The sequence below is a fragment of the Kitasatospora sp. A2-31 genome, assembly GCF_022288725.1.
GTDB lineage: Bacteria > Actinomycetota > Actinomycetes > Streptomycetales > Streptomycetaceae > Kitasatospora.
This window is the reverse complement of the sequence record NZ_JAKNTA010000004.1, coordinates 530,104-545,597: the sequence shown is the minus strand read 5'-3', so window position 1 is coordinate 545,597 and position 15,494 is coordinate 530,104. Positions and strand designations below refer to the sequence as shown.

12 protein-coding genes are annotated in these 15,494 nt (G+C 74.4%); 4 read left to right on the top strand and 8 right to left on the bottom strand.

What is annotated here, in order from left to right; translation table 11 throughout:
- Window positions 1-376: 376 nt before the first annotated feature.
- Window positions 377-1,630 carry an ROK family protein gene (locus tag MCM47_RS14445; RefSeq protein ID WP_238861977.1) on the bottom strand — a complete coding sequence of 418 codons (1,254 nt, stop codon included), beginning with the start codon at window positions 1,628-1,630 and terminating at the stop codon, window positions 377-379.
- A 294-nt stretch (window positions 1,631-1,924) separates the two neighbouring features.
- Here MCM47_RS14445 and MCM47_RS14440 point away from each other — a divergent pair, with 294 nt between their 5' ends.
- The 4 genes from MCM47_RS14440 to MCM47_RS14425 all read left to right on the top strand — a co-directional run bounded on the left by MCM47_RS14440 (window position 1,925) and on the right by MCM47_RS14425 (window position 6,453).
- Window positions 1,925-3,238, top strand: a complete 1,314-nt coding sequence (locus tag MCM47_RS14440; RefSeq protein WP_238861976.1) for a sugar ABC transporter substrate-binding protein — start codon at window positions 1,925-1,927, stop codon at window positions 3,236-3,238.
- A gap of 1 nt (window position 3,239) precedes the next feature.
- Entirely contained in the window at window positions 3,240-4,166 is a 927-nt protein-coding gene (locus MCM47_RS14435; protein ID WP_238861975.1) for a carbohydrate ABC transporter permease, read from the top strand.
- Complete coding sequence (locus tag MCM47_RS14430) at window positions 4,163-5,005, top strand: carbohydrate ABC transporter permease (protein ID WP_238861974.1); 843 nt, start codon at window positions 4,163-4,165, stop codon at window positions 5,003-5,005. The genes MCM47_RS14435 and MCM47_RS14430 overlap by 4 nt, the downstream gene beginning before the upstream one ends.
- Window positions 5,006-5,085: 80 nt before the next feature.
- Window positions 5,086-6,453: a GH1 family beta-glucosidase gene (locus MCM47_RS14425; protein ID WP_374209129.1), complete on the top strand. Its 1,368-nt coding sequence runs from the start codon at window positions 5,086-5,088 to the stop codon at window positions 6,451-6,453.
- 57 nt (window positions 6,454-6,510) lie between these two features.
- Here the strand turns inward: MCM47_RS14425 and MCM47_RS14420 are convergent, their stop codons facing one another.
- The 7 genes from MCM47_RS14420 to MCM47_RS14390 form a co-directional block, all read right to left on the bottom strand.
- Entirely contained in the window at window positions 6,511-7,689 is a 1,179-nt protein-coding gene (locus MCM47_RS14420) for a M48 family metalloprotease (protein WP_238861973.1), read from the bottom strand.
- Between the two features lie 428 nt (window positions 7,690-8,117).
- Window positions 8,118-8,648, bottom strand: coding sequence for a Pycsar system effector family protein (locus tag MCM47_RS14415; RefSeq protein WP_238861972.1), 531 nt, complete (start codon window positions 8,646-8,648; stop codon window positions 8,118-8,120).
- 32 nt (window positions 8,649-8,680) lie between these two features.
- Window positions 8,681-9,931, bottom strand: coding sequence for a PE-PGRS family protein (locus tag MCM47_RS14410; RefSeq protein ID WP_238861971.1), 1,251 nt, complete (start codon window positions 9,929-9,931; stop codon window positions 8,681-8,683).
- 172 nt (window positions 9,932-10,103) lie between these two features.
- Window positions 10,104-12,584, bottom strand: a complete 2,481-nt coding sequence (locus tag MCM47_RS14405) for a hypothetical protein (RefSeq protein ID WP_238861970.1) — start codon at window positions 12,582-12,584, stop codon at window positions 10,104-10,106.
- The gene (locus MCM47_RS14400; protein ID WP_238861969.1) at window positions 12,581-13,468 is read right to left on the bottom strand and encodes a hypothetical protein; all 888 of its coding nucleotides are present in this window, start codon (window positions 13,466-13,468) and stop codon (window positions 12,581-12,583) included. Before MCM47_RS14400 ends, MCM47_RS14405 begins: the two co-directional genes overlap by 4 nt.
- Before the next feature lie 178 nt (window positions 13,469-13,646).
- Window positions 13,647-14,330: a Crp/Fnr family transcriptional regulator gene (locus MCM47_RS14395; protein ID WP_238862142.1), complete on the bottom strand. Its 684-nt coding sequence runs from the start codon at window positions 14,328-14,330 to the stop codon at window positions 13,647-13,649.
- Window positions 14,331-14,556: 226 nt separating this feature from the next.
- Entirely contained in the window at window positions 14,557-15,402 is an 846-nt protein-coding gene (locus MCM47_RS14390; protein ID WP_238861968.1) for an excalibur calcium-binding domain-containing protein, read from the bottom strand.
- Window positions 15,403-15,494 lie beyond the last annotated feature (92 nt).

The window sequence follows — 15,494 nt, the reverse complement described above, 5'->3', positions numbered from 1 at the left end:
GGTGCGGGGGCGGCACACCGGACCGCGCCCGGCGCAGCGCAGGCGCCGGGCGGTGGGAGCGGCGGGGCCGGCCGGGGGGCGGGTGGGATCCGGGCGGTCGTGCGGGCAGCACGGACCGCCGCGGCGGCCGGTCACCGGGGTGTGCGACGGAGCGCCACCGACCCGCCGTCCGGGCCCGGGGAGCGCCCCCGATCGGGAGTCTCGGGGCTGCCGATCGGGGGTGTCAACCCTGCGCGCAGACTTTCCTCATGGCGTGAACTCGGCTGTGTGCCGGCGGATTCGGCCGATTCACCTGGTCACCGGCGGCACGACGGACACGGCGTCCGGGGCACGGCGGACGCGACGGCCGGGGCACGGCGGACGCGGCGGCCGCGCCTCAGCGTCCGCCCGAGGGCAGCGCCGCCGGGCGCTCGGCGGCGCGGCGCGGGAACTCCCCGCCGGAGTCCAGGAAGTCCGAGAGCGGGAGCGTCGCCGCCCCGACGGTGACCGCCTCCGGGCCGAGCGTCCCGAGCACGATCGAGGTCTGCTCCCGCGGGAACCGCAGCGCGTACTCGGTGGCCGCCGCCCGGATGCCGGGGAGCAGCCGGGGGCCCAGCAGCAGCCCCGCCCACCCGCCGATCACGATCCGCTCGGGGTTGAACAGGTTGACCAGGTCGGCGATGGCCGCGCCCAGGTACTCGGCGGCCTCGGCCAGCAGGCCGACCGCGGCCGGCTCGCCCGCCTCGGCCGCGGCCAGCAGCGCCGCCAGCCCGGCCTTCTCGCCTCCGGGCGGCGCCGCGCCCCAGCGCTCCAGCAGGGCCTCCGCCCCGACGTACGCCTCCAGGCAGCCGCGCGCGCCGCACCGGCAGCGCCGGCCGCCGACGTGGACCTTGGTGTGGCCCCACTCCCCCGCGCTGCTGGTGGCCCCGCGGAACCGGGCGCCGTCCGCGATCACGCAGGCGCCGACGCCGGAGCCGAACAGGGCCACCACCGCGTGCCGGACCCCGCGCCCGGCACCGAACCACATCTCGGCCTGGCCCAGCGTCTTGGCGCCGTTGTCCACGAAGAGCGGCAGGTCGGTCCCGGCCCGCAGCAGCCGGCCCAACGGCACGGCGTCCCAGCCGACGGTCTGACCGTGCACGACGACACCGGGATCGACCCGGTCGGAGTCGCCCTGTTCGACGATGCCCGGGACGCCGATGCCCACGCCGAGTACTGCCGCCGGGTCGGCGCCGGTCCGCTCCAGCACCTCGGCGAGTCCGGCGAGGATCAGCTCGACCACGTGGTCCACGTCGTGACCCTGGTCGGAGAGCGGCCGGTCGCTGGCGGCCAGCTCCGTCCGGGCCAGGTCGAACAGCGCGACCCGGACCTGCGTCTCGCCGACGTCCACCCCGACCAGGAAGGCCCGGCGGGCCGCGACCCGGAGCAGGATCCGCGGCCGCCCGCCGTCGGACTCCACCGAGCCGCACTCCTCGATCAGCCCGTCGGTGAGCAGCTCGCCGGTCACGTTGCTGATCGATCCGGCGCTCAGGCCGGTGACCGCGCCCAGCTCCTGCCGGCTGAGCGGCCCGTCGAAGTAGAGCCGCCGCAGCAGTGCCGACCGGCTGCCTCTGCGCAGGTCACGCACCGTCTTCTTGCCCCGCACGGTCATGGGATCTCCCTCCTGACCCGAATCTATCGCTGTCCGAACCCTTGACGGAAGCTTTTCTCACACGTTAAATCACGGCCTGAAGTAAGTCTTCCAGTAACGGACTTCACCGCACCTGATGCTCACCGCAGTCCACCCGTAAGCAGCCCGGCGCCGGAGCAGGCAGGCCCCGGCGCGGGCCGCCCCCGCAGTACCCCGGCCCCACCGCACCCCAGCCCCACCCCACCCCGCCCCACCCCACCCTCACCGCACCTCACCCCGGAAGCAGCCCACCAGCCCGAGAGGGGCACATCGGTCATGCCCATGAGCCGAGCCGCCGCGGCCACCGCCCTGGTCGCCACCCTGGTCCTCACCGCCACCGCCTGCGGCGGCGGTTCCACCGCCGGCGGCGGGGGCGACAGCAGCCCGCGCACACTCACCTACTGGGCCTCCAACCAGGGCACCAGCCTGGAGAACGACCGCCAGGTCCTGGAGCCGGAGCTGAAGCGGTTCGAACAGCAGACCGGCATCAAGGTGAAGCTGGAGGTCGTCCCGTGGTCCGACCTGCTCAACCGCATCCTCGCGGCGACCACCTCCGGCCAGGGCCCGGACGTCCTCAACATCGGCAACACCTGGTCCGCCTCGCTGCAGGCCACCGGCGCGCTGCTGCCCTTCGACCAGGCGGCGTTCGGGCGGATCGGCGGCCGCGACCGCTTCCTGCCCGCCGCACTCGCCTCCACGGGCGCGCCGGGGAAGGACCCGGCCGCCGTCCCGCTCTACTCGATGGCCTACGGCCTGTACTGGAACCGGAAGCTCTTCGCCGAGGCCGGGCTCGACAAGCCGCCGGCCACCTGGGAGGAGCTGGTCGCCGACGGGAGGAAGCTCACCGCCGGCGGCCGGTACGGCCTGGTGGTGGAGGGCGGCAACGTCAACGAGAACGTCCACCACGCGTTCGTCCTCGCCAAGCAGCACGGCACCGACTTCTTCGACGCCGCCGGGAAGCCGACTTTCGCCGGCCCCGGTGCCGTCGCCGCCGTCAAGCAGTACGTCGACCTCCTCGGCACCGAGAAGATCACCGCACCCGGCAACGCCGAGTACGCCAACAACCAGTCCGTCACCGACTTCGCCACCGGCAAGGCCGCCATGCTGATGTGGCAGACCGCCGGCGCCAACCTCGCCTCGCACGGCATGAAGCCCGAGGACTACGGCGTCGCGCCCGTCCCCGCCCCGGCCGGCGCCACCGGCGACCGCGCCACCACCTCGATGGTCGGCGGCATCAACCTCGCCGTCTTCCGCGGCACCCGCAACACCGACGGCGCACTGAAGTTCGTGGAGTTCATGACCGGGACGGAGGAGCAGACCCGGCTCAACAAGGCGTACGGCTCGATCCCCCCGGTCAAGGAGGCGCAGACCGACCCGGCCTTCGCCACCCCCGAGCTCAAGGCCCTCACCGGCGTGCTCGCGGACGGCGCCCGGCCGCTCCCGCAGGTGCCCGACGAGAGCCAGTTCGAGACGCTGGTCGGCACCGCGGTGAAGAACCTGCTCGCCGCGGCCGCCGCCGGCAAGCCCGCCACCGACGACTCCGTGAAGGCCGAACTCACCAAGGCCCAGCAGCAGATGCCGGCCAACTGACGTGATCCGCAAACGCCTCCGACCCCGCCTCCGACCGAGCACCCTCCCGTACCTGCTGCTGCTCCCCGCCCTCGCCCTCGAACTGCTGATCCACCTGGTGCCGATGCTGGTCGGCATCGTGATGAGCCTCAAGCGGCTCACCCAGTTCTTCGTGCGGGACTGGTCCGCCGCGCCCTGGGCCGGACTCGCCAACTACCGTATGGCGGTGGACTTCCACGCGCCCGTCGGCCGGGCGCTGCTGCACTCGTTCTGGGTCACCTGCACCTTCACCGTGCTCGCCGTCGGCCTCGCCTGGCTGCTCGGCACCACGGCCGCGATCATGATGCAGGATTCCTTCCGCGGCCGCGGCGCACTGCGCGCGCTGTTCCTGCTGCCGTACGCGCTGCCGGTCTACGCCGCCGTCATCACCTGGTCGTTCATGTTCCAGCGGGACACCGGGCTGATCAACCACGTCCTCCACGACCAGCTGCACCTGGTCGACGAGAAGCCGTTCTGGCTGCTGGGCGACAACAGCTTCGCCGCGCTGGTCACCGTCTCGGTCTGGCGCAGCTGGCCGTTCGCCTTCCTCACCCTCACGGCGGGCCTGCAGAACATCCCGCGCGAGCTCTACGAGGCCGCCGCGCTGGACGGCGCCGGCGTCTGGCAGCAGATCCGCCGGATCACCCTGCCGTCGCTGCGCCCGGTGAACACGGTGCTCGTCCTGGTCCTCTTCCTCTGGACGTTCAACGACTTCAACACCCCGTACGTGCTGTTCGGGCGGTCTGCACCGGAGGCGGCGGACCTGATCTCCGTGCACATCTACCAGTCCTCCTTCGTCACCTGGAACTTCGGCGCCGGCTCGGCGATGTCCGTCCTGCTGCTGCTCTTCCTGCTGCTGGTGACCGCCGTCCATCTGTTCGCCACCTCGCGCCGAAGGGATGCGCAATGATCGACCCGCCCGCGTCCTTCCGCCGGCTCCGCAGGATCTTCCTGACCGCGCTCGCCGTCTTCAGCGGCGTCCCCGTCCTGGTGATGCTCAGCAGCTCGCTCAAGCCGCTCCGGGACGTCCAGGGGCCGTTCCGCTGGCTCCCCAGCACCGTGACGCTCCGGCCCTACCTGGACATCTGGCACACCGTCCCGCTCGGCCGGTACCTGGTCAACTCGCTGATCGTGGCCGGCGGCGCGACGGTCTGCTCGGTGCTGGTCGCCGTCCTCGCGGCGTACGCGGTGAGTCGTTACCGCTTCCGCGGCCGGCGGCTGTTCACCGTGACGGTGCTCTCCACCCAGATGTTCCCCGGCATCCTGTTCCTGCTCCCGCTCTTCCTGATCTTCGTCAACGTGGGCAACGCCACCGGCGTCGCGCTGTACGGCAGCCGGGGCGGCCTGATCCTCACCTACCTGACCTTCTCGCTGCCGTTCTCGATCTGGATGCTGGTCGGCTACTTCGACTCGATCCCGCGGGACCTGGACGAGGCCGCCCTGGTCGACGGCTGCGGGCCGCTCCGGGCGCTGCTGCGGGTCGTCGTGCCGGCCGCCGTGCCGGGCATCGTCGCCGTCGCCGTGTACGCCTTCATGACCGCCTGGGGCGAGGTGCTGTTCGCCTCGGTGCTGACGAACGACGAGACCCGCACCCTCGCGGTCGGCCTCCAGGGCTACGCCACGCTCAGCGACGTCTACTGGAACCAGGTGATGGCCGCCTCGCTGGTGGTGAGCGTGCCCGTGGTCGCGGGCTTCCTGCTGCTCCAGCGCTACCTGGTCGCCGGCCTCACCGCCGGAGCCGTCAAGTGACCGACTCCCCGGCGCCGGACCCCGCCGGGACCACCACCCCCGCCGAGAGCGCGACCTCCGCCGAGACCACAACCCCCACCGTGACCGAAAGGCCCGCCGTGACCGACCTCAGCGCGCTGAGCTCCCTGCCCGACGACTTTCTCTGGGGTGCGGCCACCGCGGCCTACCAGATCGAGGGCGCGACGGACGCCGACGGCCGCGCCCCGTCCATCTGGGACACCTTCGCCCACACCCCCGGCCGGGTGGCCAACGGCGACACCGGCGACACCGCCTGCGACCACTACCACCGCTGGCCCGAGGACATCGCGCTGATGCGCCGGCTGGGCCTCGGCGCCTACCGGTTCTCGATCGCCTGGCCCCGCGTCGTCCCGCATGCCGACGGCCGGGTCAACCCGGCGGGCCTGGACTTCTACGACCGCCTGGTCGACGGCCTGCTCGCCGCCGGCATCCGGCCCTTCCCCACCCTCTACCACTGGGACCTCCCCCAGGCCCAACAGGACCGCGGCGGCTGGCCGGAACGCGCGACCGCCGAGCGGTTCGCCGAGTACACCGCCGCCGTCGCCGCCCGCCTCGGCGACCGGGTCACCGACTGGGCCACCCTCAACGAACCGCTCTGCTCCGCCTGGATCGGCCACCTCGACGGCGCGATGGCTCCCGGCCTCACCGACCTCACCGCCGCCGTCCATGCCTCCTACCACCTCCACCTCGGCCACGGCCTCGCCGTGCGGGTGCTGCGGGAGACCGTCCGCGGTGCCCGGATCGGCCTGGTCAACAACCTCAGCCCGATCGAACCGGCCACCGGCTCCGAGGCCGACCGCGCCGCCGCCGTCCGGGCCGACGGGCACGTCAACCGCTGGTGGCTGGACCCCGTCCTCGGCCGCGGATACCCGAAGGACATGCGCGAGGTGTACGGCGTCGACCTGCCGGAGCACGACGGCGACCTCGACCTGATCGCCGCGCCGCTCGACTGGCTCGGCCTCAACTACTACTTCCGCCAGGTCGTCACCGCCGACCCGGCCGGTCCGGCCCCGTACTTCCGGCAGGTCCCCGGCCCCAATCCCGAGCACACCGCGATGCCCTGGGAGGTGCACGCCCCCGGCCTGGAGGAACTGCTGCTGCGGCTCACCCGCGAGTACGGCGCCCGGCGCATCTATGTGACCGAGAACGGCTCCGCCTACCGCGACACCGTCGCCCCCGACGGCACCGTCCACGACCCCGAGCGCACCGCCTACCTCGAACGGCACCTCGCCGCGTGCGCCCGCGCCACCGCCCAGGGCGCGCCGCTGGCCGGCTACTTCGCCTGGTCCCTGCTGGACAACTTCGAGTGGGCCTACGGCTACGACAAGCGCTTCGGCCTGGTCCACGTCGACTATCCCACCCAGCGCCGCACCATCAAGACCAGCGGCCACCGCTACGCCGACCTCATCAGCGCCCACCGGGGACGGTGAGGGCCACCGGCCGCCCGCAGCGCCCACCGGGACGGCGGCCGCCGCGGGCGGGGTCGGCTAGGCGGCGGGCGGGCGTCCGGCGGCTGTCCCGGCACCGGCGAGGAGACGGTCGAGCCGGGCCTTCACATCGGCGTGGGCGGATGTCCCCCGCGGCGCGCCCGCCGGCTCCGGCTGGCCCTGCGGGGTACCTTCGTCCGAGAACCCCGTAGGTGGCGCCGGCGCGACGGTCCGCGCGCGGTGCTCCTCGGCGAGCACCTCCGCCAGCTCGACGTCGAACCCGAGGCCGACCGCGTAGTCGTCCGCACGGTACTCGGCACGGCGGTGGAGCCAGGCGACGAGCAGCGGGGCGAGCGCGGCCGGGAGCAGCAGCCACCACAGGTCGGCGGCGACCGCCAGGACGAAGGCCACGACCACGAGGGTGAGGCACCCGCCACAGCCGGCGATCCGCCTGTCGGACGAGCTCACCAGGCGGGCGAGGACGAGGACCGTCAACCGCCGGAGCGTCCTGGCGGGGAGGGCGTACCAGTCCGCCAGCATGCCGGCCCACGTGTGACCGCCCACGTGGTGGCCCAGTTCGTGCGCGAGGATCGCGGCCAGGCGGGAGTTGGGGAGACGGTCCATCGCGTGGCGGGTGACCGCCACGATGTGACCGGCCGTCGCGGTGGCGTTGAGCTCCTCCCGCTCCTGGATCCACAGTTCGTAGGTCCCCGGCCGGACGCCCGCGCGACGCGCCACCTCCTCCCAGACCTCCGCGAGGCGCCCCGCCTCCGCGGGGCCCGGGCGCCGCATGCCCAGGAGACGGCGGGCGATCACCGTCTCGGTGGGACGGTGGAACACCAGGGCCCCGGAAAGCACCCAGAGCACCGTCGCGACCACCCCGACGACGGGGTTGACCATCGCACCGCCGATCGCCACCACGCCGAGGCTGATCGACGCCGTCGGGAGGGTGACCACGAGCTGCAGGACGGCGGCGCCGTCCGCGCCCCGTTCACGTGACTTCAGGTGTTTGCGGCCCGACTGCAGGAGCAGATCGTCCTGGTGGGCCGGTAGACCCAGCCGGGAGGGGACGTCCGGCTGCTCGAACGGAGCACGGGGCGTGGCCGGCGGCAGCCGGGGCGGTTCCGGGACGGCCGGGACCGGTGGCAGCGGCGGGACCGGGCGGGCGGCGGGGTCCCGGTCGGCCGTCGACGCGGTCCCGGAGGGTGGGCCGGGGTACGGCGGCGGTTCCCCGGTCAACCGTGGCGGCAGCGGTCCTGTCGTCGACGGCACCGCTGCCGGTTCCGGTTCCGGTCCGCCGGGATACGGCGGTGCCGGTTCGCCCGGGTACGCGGGGGCAGGCTCGCGGGGGTACACCGGGGCGGCCTCCCCCGGATACGCCGGGACCGGCTCGCGGGGGTACACCGGGACGGCCTCCCCCGGATACGCCGGAGCAGGCTCGCCGGGGTACACCGGGACGGCCTCCCCCGGGTACGCCGGAGCGGGCTCACCGGGGTACACCGGGACGGCCTCCCCCGGGTACGCCGGAGCGGGCTCACCCGGGTAGGCGGGTGGCGGCTCATCGGCCCGGCGCAGGGGCTGGGCCGGGTGCGGTTCGTGGACGGACATGACGGGCACCTCTGTGGCAGGTCGATCAGGTGAGGGAGTGGGCGGGAGGGCCAGCGGCGTCAGCCCGCGAGGAACGCGGCGGGCAGCAGGACCAGGGCGGCCGTGAAGCAGATCATGCCCGCCCGCAGCCACCGGTACTTGCCCGCGACGATCCGGCTGTTCTCGGTGAGCGCGGAGAGCGCGGCGGCGAGCGGTGCCCGGTCGGTCTCACGGAGGGCCTGCTCGAGCGCCGCCGGACCGTGGCCGGCGGCACTTCGGATGTCGGCGAAATGGGTGAGGGGCATGCCCGGCCGCCAGACACCCGTCCGGTAGCGCGGGATCACCGCCATGAGCAGGGCGCCCGTCGAGGCCAGGAAGCAGGCCACCCCCGACCACCAGAGCAGCCGTCCGCCGACGGAGAGGTCGGCCGGATCCCAGCCGCGCCCGGTGAGGATGCCCACGAAGGCCGCGGCGGCCATCCCCTGGGCGCCCACCAGCACGGAGCCCTTGGTGTCCGCCCTGGCCGTCTCCTGGCGGAGATCGGTGACCAGGCGCTCGGCCGTGCGGGCGGCGGCGGCCCGGGTGGCGGACGGGTCCGGGTCCGAGCCCACCCGCGTCGCGGTCGGCTCCGGCGCCGGCCGCGTCACGGGGCTGCCGGCGGGGTCGGAACGTGGTAGCCGAAGACCGGCCCGCCGTCCGCGGGGTCCGCCCCTGCGGCAGCGGTCCCCCGGCCGGCCTCGGTGGCCGGGGCGGCGGGCTGCGGCGGCAGGAGCGGGAAGTCCTCGCCACCGGCGGCGGGCCCCGGGTGGGGCGTGCCTTCCACCTCGGACCGCCCGAGCGGAGCCGCCGGCACGAGCTTCGTGCTCAGGACTTCGCGGATCACGTTGGCCGCCAACCGCCGCGGCTCGTCCAGCTGGTGTTCCTCCAGCCCGCCGGGGCCGCCGCCGAGCGCCTGCATCGCGACCTGCAACTGGTTCTGCATCGCCCGGAGCTGGTCCTCCCGGAGGTTCTCCATCACCAGCCGGGCGTCCTCCGGGTGACGGGCCAGCTGGAAGGCCATCGCCCCCGGCCCACCGCGCTCCAGCCAGTAGGCGTAGTACTCGATCTTCTTCACCTCGATCTCCTGCAGCTCCAGCTCCTGCCGCCCGCGGGCCAACTGCCTTTCGTGGCCGAGTTCCTGGTTCTGCGATTCGATCCAGTGCTGGTGACGCCCCTGGGCGAGCGCCCGTTCGGCGGCCAACTCGTCCTCCCGCATGCGCAGTTCGTGCTGCGGATCCAGCTTCTGCCGGGCGTACTCGAGCTCGCGCAGCTCGCGTGCGTGGTCCAGCGCGGCCTCGTCCCGGCGGATCTGAACGGTGCAGCGCACGTGGAGCCCGGCCTCCGCGCCGAGCGGCCCGGACGAGCCGAGGAGTTCCTGCACCGCCTTCTCGGCCGCGGCGCTGTCCTCCATCGCGTACCCGCGCAGCAGCGGCCGCATCAGGGTGTCGCAGATCCGCTGCACCATGGCGGGCACGTCCCGCTCGCCACTGGCGACGAAGGCGGCCGGGTCCGCGACCCGCCAGCTGAAGTTCAGCGACACGTCGAACAGGAAGGCCTCGTTACTGCTGGGGAGTTCGACCGCGGTGGCCACCTCGTGCAGGCCCATGTCCACCTCGTACACGCTGTTCCACCGCTTGGTGGCGAGCTCGGTACGGCTGGGACGCCGCGGCGGGAGGTAGGTGTCCAGACCTCCCTGCGCCGTCGTGAAGACCAGGGCGTAGTCGATGCGGGTGGTGCGCAGCGGCTTGAAGCGGGACAGCTCCTGGATCGTGACGACCGGGTCGACCAGGTGCGTGCCGCGGTTCGCGTTCTGCTGCCACTGCGGTGGCTGGCTCATCATGGTGTTGCTCTCCATCGGATGGTTCGGACTGCCGGCGGACTGGTGGCGGACGGCGAAGGCACGTCGCGTGGCGCGGGGGCACGGGGCAGGGGCACGGGCAGGGGGCAGGGGCACCGCCGGGCCGGTGGCCCGGTCGGGCTGCGGTCGGCGGTTCGAGAGGGGCAGTGGTACGCGCCGGCGCCCCCGGCTAGGACCGCGGTGACGGCACCGGCGAGGGCCGCGGAGCGGACTCCGCCCCCACCGGAGCACCCCCGGGCAGCGTCGCGCGCAGCCGGACAGCGACCGACGGCACCGGATCGGACGGTCCGCCGCGCAGGTTCTCCAGCAGGTACGCGAGTCGCCTGGTGTCCTCGACCGAGGCGGCCAGCATCGGCAGCAGGTCGGCGAGGGCTTGTTCGGCGTCCGGGTCGGTGTCGGCGGCCGTGACCCACCTGCGCAGGGCGACCAGCCCGGAGGGGGAACACGTCGGGTCGTTCAGCACGGCCCGCAGGAGGCCGGCGACCGACTGCCGCAGGAGGGCACCGGGGGTTCCGGGGGCGCGCTCGGCCCGGCCGAAGTGGTCCAGCAGGAGCGGGCGGCCGGTTCCGCGTTCGCCGTCGGTGGGGCCGCAGGCGTAGACCACCGTGCGCAGGACGAAGTCCCGGTGCAGCCCTCGCGGTGGCAGCGGCAGCAGCGTCGGCCAGAGCCCGTCGACGGGGTCCGTGGCAGCGTTCGGCGCCGCACCGCTGCGGTCCGCCCCGGGTTCGCTCCCGCCCGTCCCGGCGCGGGCCGTCCGGACGCCGTCCGAACCGCCGTCGGCCCGGCCGGGTGCGCCCTGCCCCGCGGCGAGCAGCAGCGACGCAGCCGAGTCGGCGAGTTCGTCCAGTTCCTGGGGCCACCCGGGCGCCGGCTTCCCGCGCTTCTCCAGTGCCCGGACCGCGGCCACCAGGGCGGTCACGGCCTCGCCCGGGAAGGAGTCCCCCACCAGCGCGTAGGTGCGCACGGCGGTCCAGCGCAGCCGGTGGTCGTCGGAGGTGCACCACTCGCGCAGGATGCGGGGCACGTGCGGCGTGTCCAGGTGGTGGGCCAGCGTCAGGGCGTTGGCGGCGGCGAGCCGGGCACGGAACCGCCGGTCCGCCGCCCACGGGCGGACGAGCAGGGCCATGGCCGAGGGGAGGTCGGTCCGGGCGAGCACGGCGGCCGTCGAGGCGGCCCGGGTCCTGACCAGCGGGCGCGGGTCGACGGCGAGCCGGCGGAGCCAGGCCACCAGCGCCGGGCGGGCCGACGGGTGGCCGATCCAGACCTCACGGAGCAGCGTGAGGGCGGTCAGCCGGTCCCGGAACTGGATCTTGGTCTGGAGCACCGGGCCCCACTCCGTCTCCTCGGCCTCCTCGTACCGGTCGGCGTGCGCCCGTTCCACCCGCTGGGCACTCGAGGTGCCGAAGACCGGGATGCGGGCCGGCTCCGCCGGATCCTCGATCCGTTGGAGGAGCCCGTAGAGCACGTCGCTCAGCTCGGCGGTGAGCGGGTACGGGGCCTCGTCGAAGGCGGCCAGCGCGATCAGGAAAGCCTTGTCGTGCAGGGACTGTTCGGCACTGTCGAACCATTCGCGCACCTGCTGCTCGGCCGCGTAGTGGCCGAAGCCGGCGAGGCCCTGGAGGGAGAGGTGGCCGCGCGCGTACTCGGCGATCCGGTCCGCGAAGGAGGCCAGCTCGGCCACCGGCCGCCGGTGGCCGAGGACGGACCGGACGGCGGGCAGGTCGAGGAGTTCCTCGACCCCGTGCCCGGCGAGGTCCCGGCCGCGCAGGTGTCCGCGGAGGAGTTCCGCGGGCTCGGGCGGCTGCCACGGGACGTGCCCGATGCCGCCGTGCAGTACGGGGTGCGGCCCGACCACGATGACGAGGTGGCCGTCGAGGGCGCGCAACTTCTCGCTCAGGCCGCGCAGGTGGTGCTCACGCAGCGGCCGCTCGGGCCCGGTGGCGAAGTCCGCCAGCAGGTGGCCGCAGCCCTCGCGCAGTTCCCCGGCCAGCCTGCCGGGCGTGAGTGCCGGATCGAGCGCCCGGTAGGAGGTGGATCCGGCGGCGCGCAGCAGCATCATGGCGGCGGAGCGGCGGCCGGTGGTCGCCGGGCCGGAGATCACCGCGACCCGGTGCTCCAGGAGTTGGGCCAGGGCCACGCCGAACGGGCTGCCGGGCGGCCACGCGCCGGGGCCGGGATCGACGGCGGGTCCTTGCACCGGCCCCGTTCCGGGGGCGCCGTCGCCCGGCCCGTCCGGTCCGGCCGCATCGTCCTGCGGAGCGGCCGGGTAGACGAAGTGCACCGCCAGCGCCTCCACCTCGGCGGCAGGGATCTCGCCGGACCGCTCCTCGGCGTCCCCGCCCAGGTGGTACTCCACCTTGCTGCCGCCGAGGATGACGTCACCGGTGACGTGCCCGCCGCTCACACCGTGCTGGTCCCCTCCGATCAGGGAACCGCCGAGGCGGGCGGAGTGGCCGAGCAGAATGCCCGGGGTGTGCCGGTACAGGTCGCGCCGGGAGTCCCAGGCGTGCTCCTCGGAGGCCTCGGCGGGGCCGTCGGGATCATCCGGTCCGGCCGCCGGGCCGCCCGCCACCTGAGCGTCATCAGGGTACGGCCCCGCGTCGACCGCGCCGCCGGCGGGGGCGGCCGAGTGCCCGTGGAGGAGGTTCACGACGCGCTCCCGGCGTGCGGGCCGTCCTCACCGACGCCCCTGCGGACGGAGCCGCCGAGGACCACGTCGCCCGTCACCCGGCCCCCGCTGACGCCGTGCTGGTCACCGCCGACGACGGAGCCGTGCACGACCGGCGCGCCGTGGAAGTGGAAGACCGCCCCCGGCCGCTCCGCCGCCCCGGACCGGGGCGCCGCGGGCGCCGCCGCCGAGACGCCGGCGCCGGCGCCGGTCGGGCCGCCGTCGGGCCGCCCGGGTCGGGCCGGTTCCTCCGCTCCGCCGGCGCCGGGTGCCGCGGCCTGCTCGCCGCCGCGGTGCAGCCACGCGTCGAGGACGCCGTCCTTGACCGCGACCTCGGTGCGCCGGAAGTGTTCGGGCCGCACTCCCCGGTGCCCGTGCCGCACCACGCCGTCGTACACCACCGGGCTCACCATCAGCACGCACTCGGCGTCGACCCGCTCGGCGAGCGCCGTGCGCAGGGCGTCGGAGTCGAGCAGCCGGAACGACTGGTTGAGGTCGTGCCCGACGAGGCCGCCGGCCGTGCCGGTCTGCGGGTCGTGGGCGATCTCGCCGGCCGCCAGCACCATCCGCAGTCGCATCTGAGCGCCCCGGGAGGCGAGCCGGTTGTGCTCGTGCAGCAGTTCGGGCGTGACCGTGAGGAGGGCGCGCAGGACGGCCGTCTTGGCCACCTCGCCGCCGAGCAGCACGATCAGGCCGTCGCCGCGGTCCTCGCGGTACTGCTGGGTGACCTCCACCCCGGCGGACAGCAGCGTCTGGTCCACGACCGACTTGAGGGTTCGCCGCAGGACGGCCTGCACCACGTCGTCACGGCGGCTGAACCGCTCGATGTCGAGGAGCAGGATCGTCCGGTTGACAGGCTCGGGCATGTGCTGCCTTCCACTGGGAACACGGGCCGCACACCGGCCCGTCTGAACACCCAAAAGATGCCAGGGAGACGGAGTGTGAGGCGACGGAACCTAGCACACTCGCCATGTGACCGTGTACACAGAAGGAGTCCGGGGCGACGGGATCCGACGAGTCGTCGGTCCGGTGTCCGACGGAGCGTCAGACCCCGGCCTGGCGCGCCATCAATCGCAGGACCTCCGGCCGGATCACCACGAGACCTCGCCGTTCGGTGCGGACGATCCCGCGCTCACGCAGCCCCTTCAACAGGCGCGCCACCGCCTCCCTGGAGGCGCCCACCGAGCCGGCGAGCTCGCTCTGGGTGAGCCCGGGCGTCAACTGCACGCCGTCCTGGGTCTCCCTCCCGTGGGTACGGATCAGCTCCAGCAGGAGGAGCGCCAGCCGTTCCTGGACGTTCAGCGCCGCGAACTGCACTCGGCGCCGGTCGCTGTCGCGCATCCGGTCCGCGGTCAGCGCGAGCAACTGCCTGGAGATCGCGGGCCGCTCGTCGAGCAGGGCACCGAACCGGTCGGCGTCGACCGCGAGTGCTTCCACCCGTCCGAGTGCGGTGACCGTCGCCGACCGCTGCCGGCCGCTGAGCGCCGCCGCCTCTCCGATGATGTCGCCCGGCCCTCGCAGGGCGAGCAGCGCCTCGTAGCCGTTGGCGGCCGCCGATGTCACCTTGGTCCAGCCGGACAGCAGAATCAGGACGTGCGCCGACGGCTCGTGCTCGCGCAGCAGCACCTGACGGACGGGGAACACCATCGGGGTGCCGCAGGCGAACAGAGCCTGCCGGTCCTCGGCCTCCAGCCGGACCACGAACGGCACCCTGTCCTCGAACTCCATCGACTGCCCTCTCCGCTCCGTTCCACGATCAGCCACCTGGTCAACTATCCGGCACGGCGGAGGTTTCGGTGCATCCGAGGGCGAGGCGGCCCCGGGTACCGCGCGGGGACCGGGCCGGCCGGCTCCGCGCCCGCGGGGCGCCGGCGACCCGGGGATCTCCGTCACCGCGGCGGTGCGGGCGTGCCCCGTGCCGCGCACGACGGCCGGGGCCCGCCCGGGGCGGCGGTCACTCGCAGGCGACGCCGTCGTTGTCGCGGTCGAGCCCCGCGCGGTACCCCGCGTCGCCGCGGTGCAGCGGAGCCGCGCCGGCGGCGCGGGCGGCCGCACAGTTGGCGTAGTACGGCGCCGCTCCGCCACCGCTGGAGCCCGAGGCGGCCGACCCGCCGCCGGAGGACGAGCCGCCGCTCGTGGACGAGTCCGTGCCGGACGTGGAGCCGCCGGAGGAGGACGAACCGCCGCTCGTGGCGGCTCCCGAGCCGGAGGAGGAGCCCGAGCCGGAGGACGAACCTCCGCTCGCGGCGGAGGCCTCGCAGGCGACGCCGTCGCCGTCCGCGTCCAGGCCCGCGCGGTACCCGGCGTCGCCCCGGTGCAGCGGCGCGACACCGGCCGCCCGGGCGGCCGCGCAGTTCGTGTAGTACACGGGCGACGCGGCGGTCGGCGTGGGCGTGACCGCCGGAGCCGCCTTCGGCGTCGGCGTCGGAGCGGGCGTGGCCGTGGCGGTCGGCGTGGGGGTGGGCGTGGCGGTGGGCGTGAGGGCGGGTGTCGGGGTGGGGGCCGGCGTGACCGTCGGGCTCGGGGCCGGGGCGGCGGCGGACGAGGTGGCCGCCGCGGCCGGCTGGACGAGCTCGGTACGGCTGGGCTTCGGGTCGGCGAGCACCGCACCGAACCAGATCAGGCAGTAGATCCCGCCGATCACGCTGACGGCGATCTTCACCGGCCGCTGCCAGAGCGAGGTCCACACCAGCACCAGGCCGAGCGGCGGCACGAAGAGCAGGGACAGGACGATCGCCGCAGGTCGGCGCCACCACGGGCGGGTCGGAGCGGCAGCCGGCGGCGGGTACGCGTAGGTCATTGGCCCATGAGACCACCAACCACTCATCGCCCGCACAGAAATAGATCACATTTCAACCACAACCGTCCGGCCGCCCTCCGGACGTGGGGCGT

What these genes read in the sequence shown, in the direction of transcription:
- MCM47_RS14445 (WP_238861977.1), bottom strand. Translation starts at nt 1,630, where the DNA reads ATGACCGTGCGGGGCAAGAAGACGGTGCGTGACCTGCGCAGAGGCAGC.
- MCM47_RS14440 (WP_238861976.1), top strand. Translation starts at nt 1,925, where the DNA reads ATGCCCATGAGCCGAGCCGCCGCGGCCACCGCCCTGGTCGCCACCCTG.
- MCM47_RS14430 (WP_238861974.1), top strand. Translation starts at nt 4,163, where the DNA reads ATGATCGACCCGCCCGCGTCCTTCCGCCGGCTCCGCAGGATCTTCCTG.
- MCM47_RS14410 (WP_238861971.1), bottom strand. Translation starts at nt 9,931, where the DNA reads ATGGAGAGCAACACCATGATGAGCCAGCCACCGCAGTGGCAGCAGAAC.
- MCM47_RS14400 (WP_238861969.1), bottom strand. Translation starts at nt 13,468, where the DNA reads ATGCCCGAGCCTGTCAACCGGACGATCCTGCTCCTCGACATCGAGCGG.
- MCM47_RS14395 (WP_238862142.1), bottom strand. Translation starts at nt 14,330, where the DNA reads ATGGAGTTCGAGGACAGGGTGCCGTTCGTGGTCCGGCTGGAGGCCGAG.
- MCM47_RS14390 (WP_238861968.1), bottom strand. Translation starts at nt 15,402, where the DNA reads ATGACCTACGCGTACCCGCCGCCGGCTGCCGCTCCGACCCGCCCGTGG.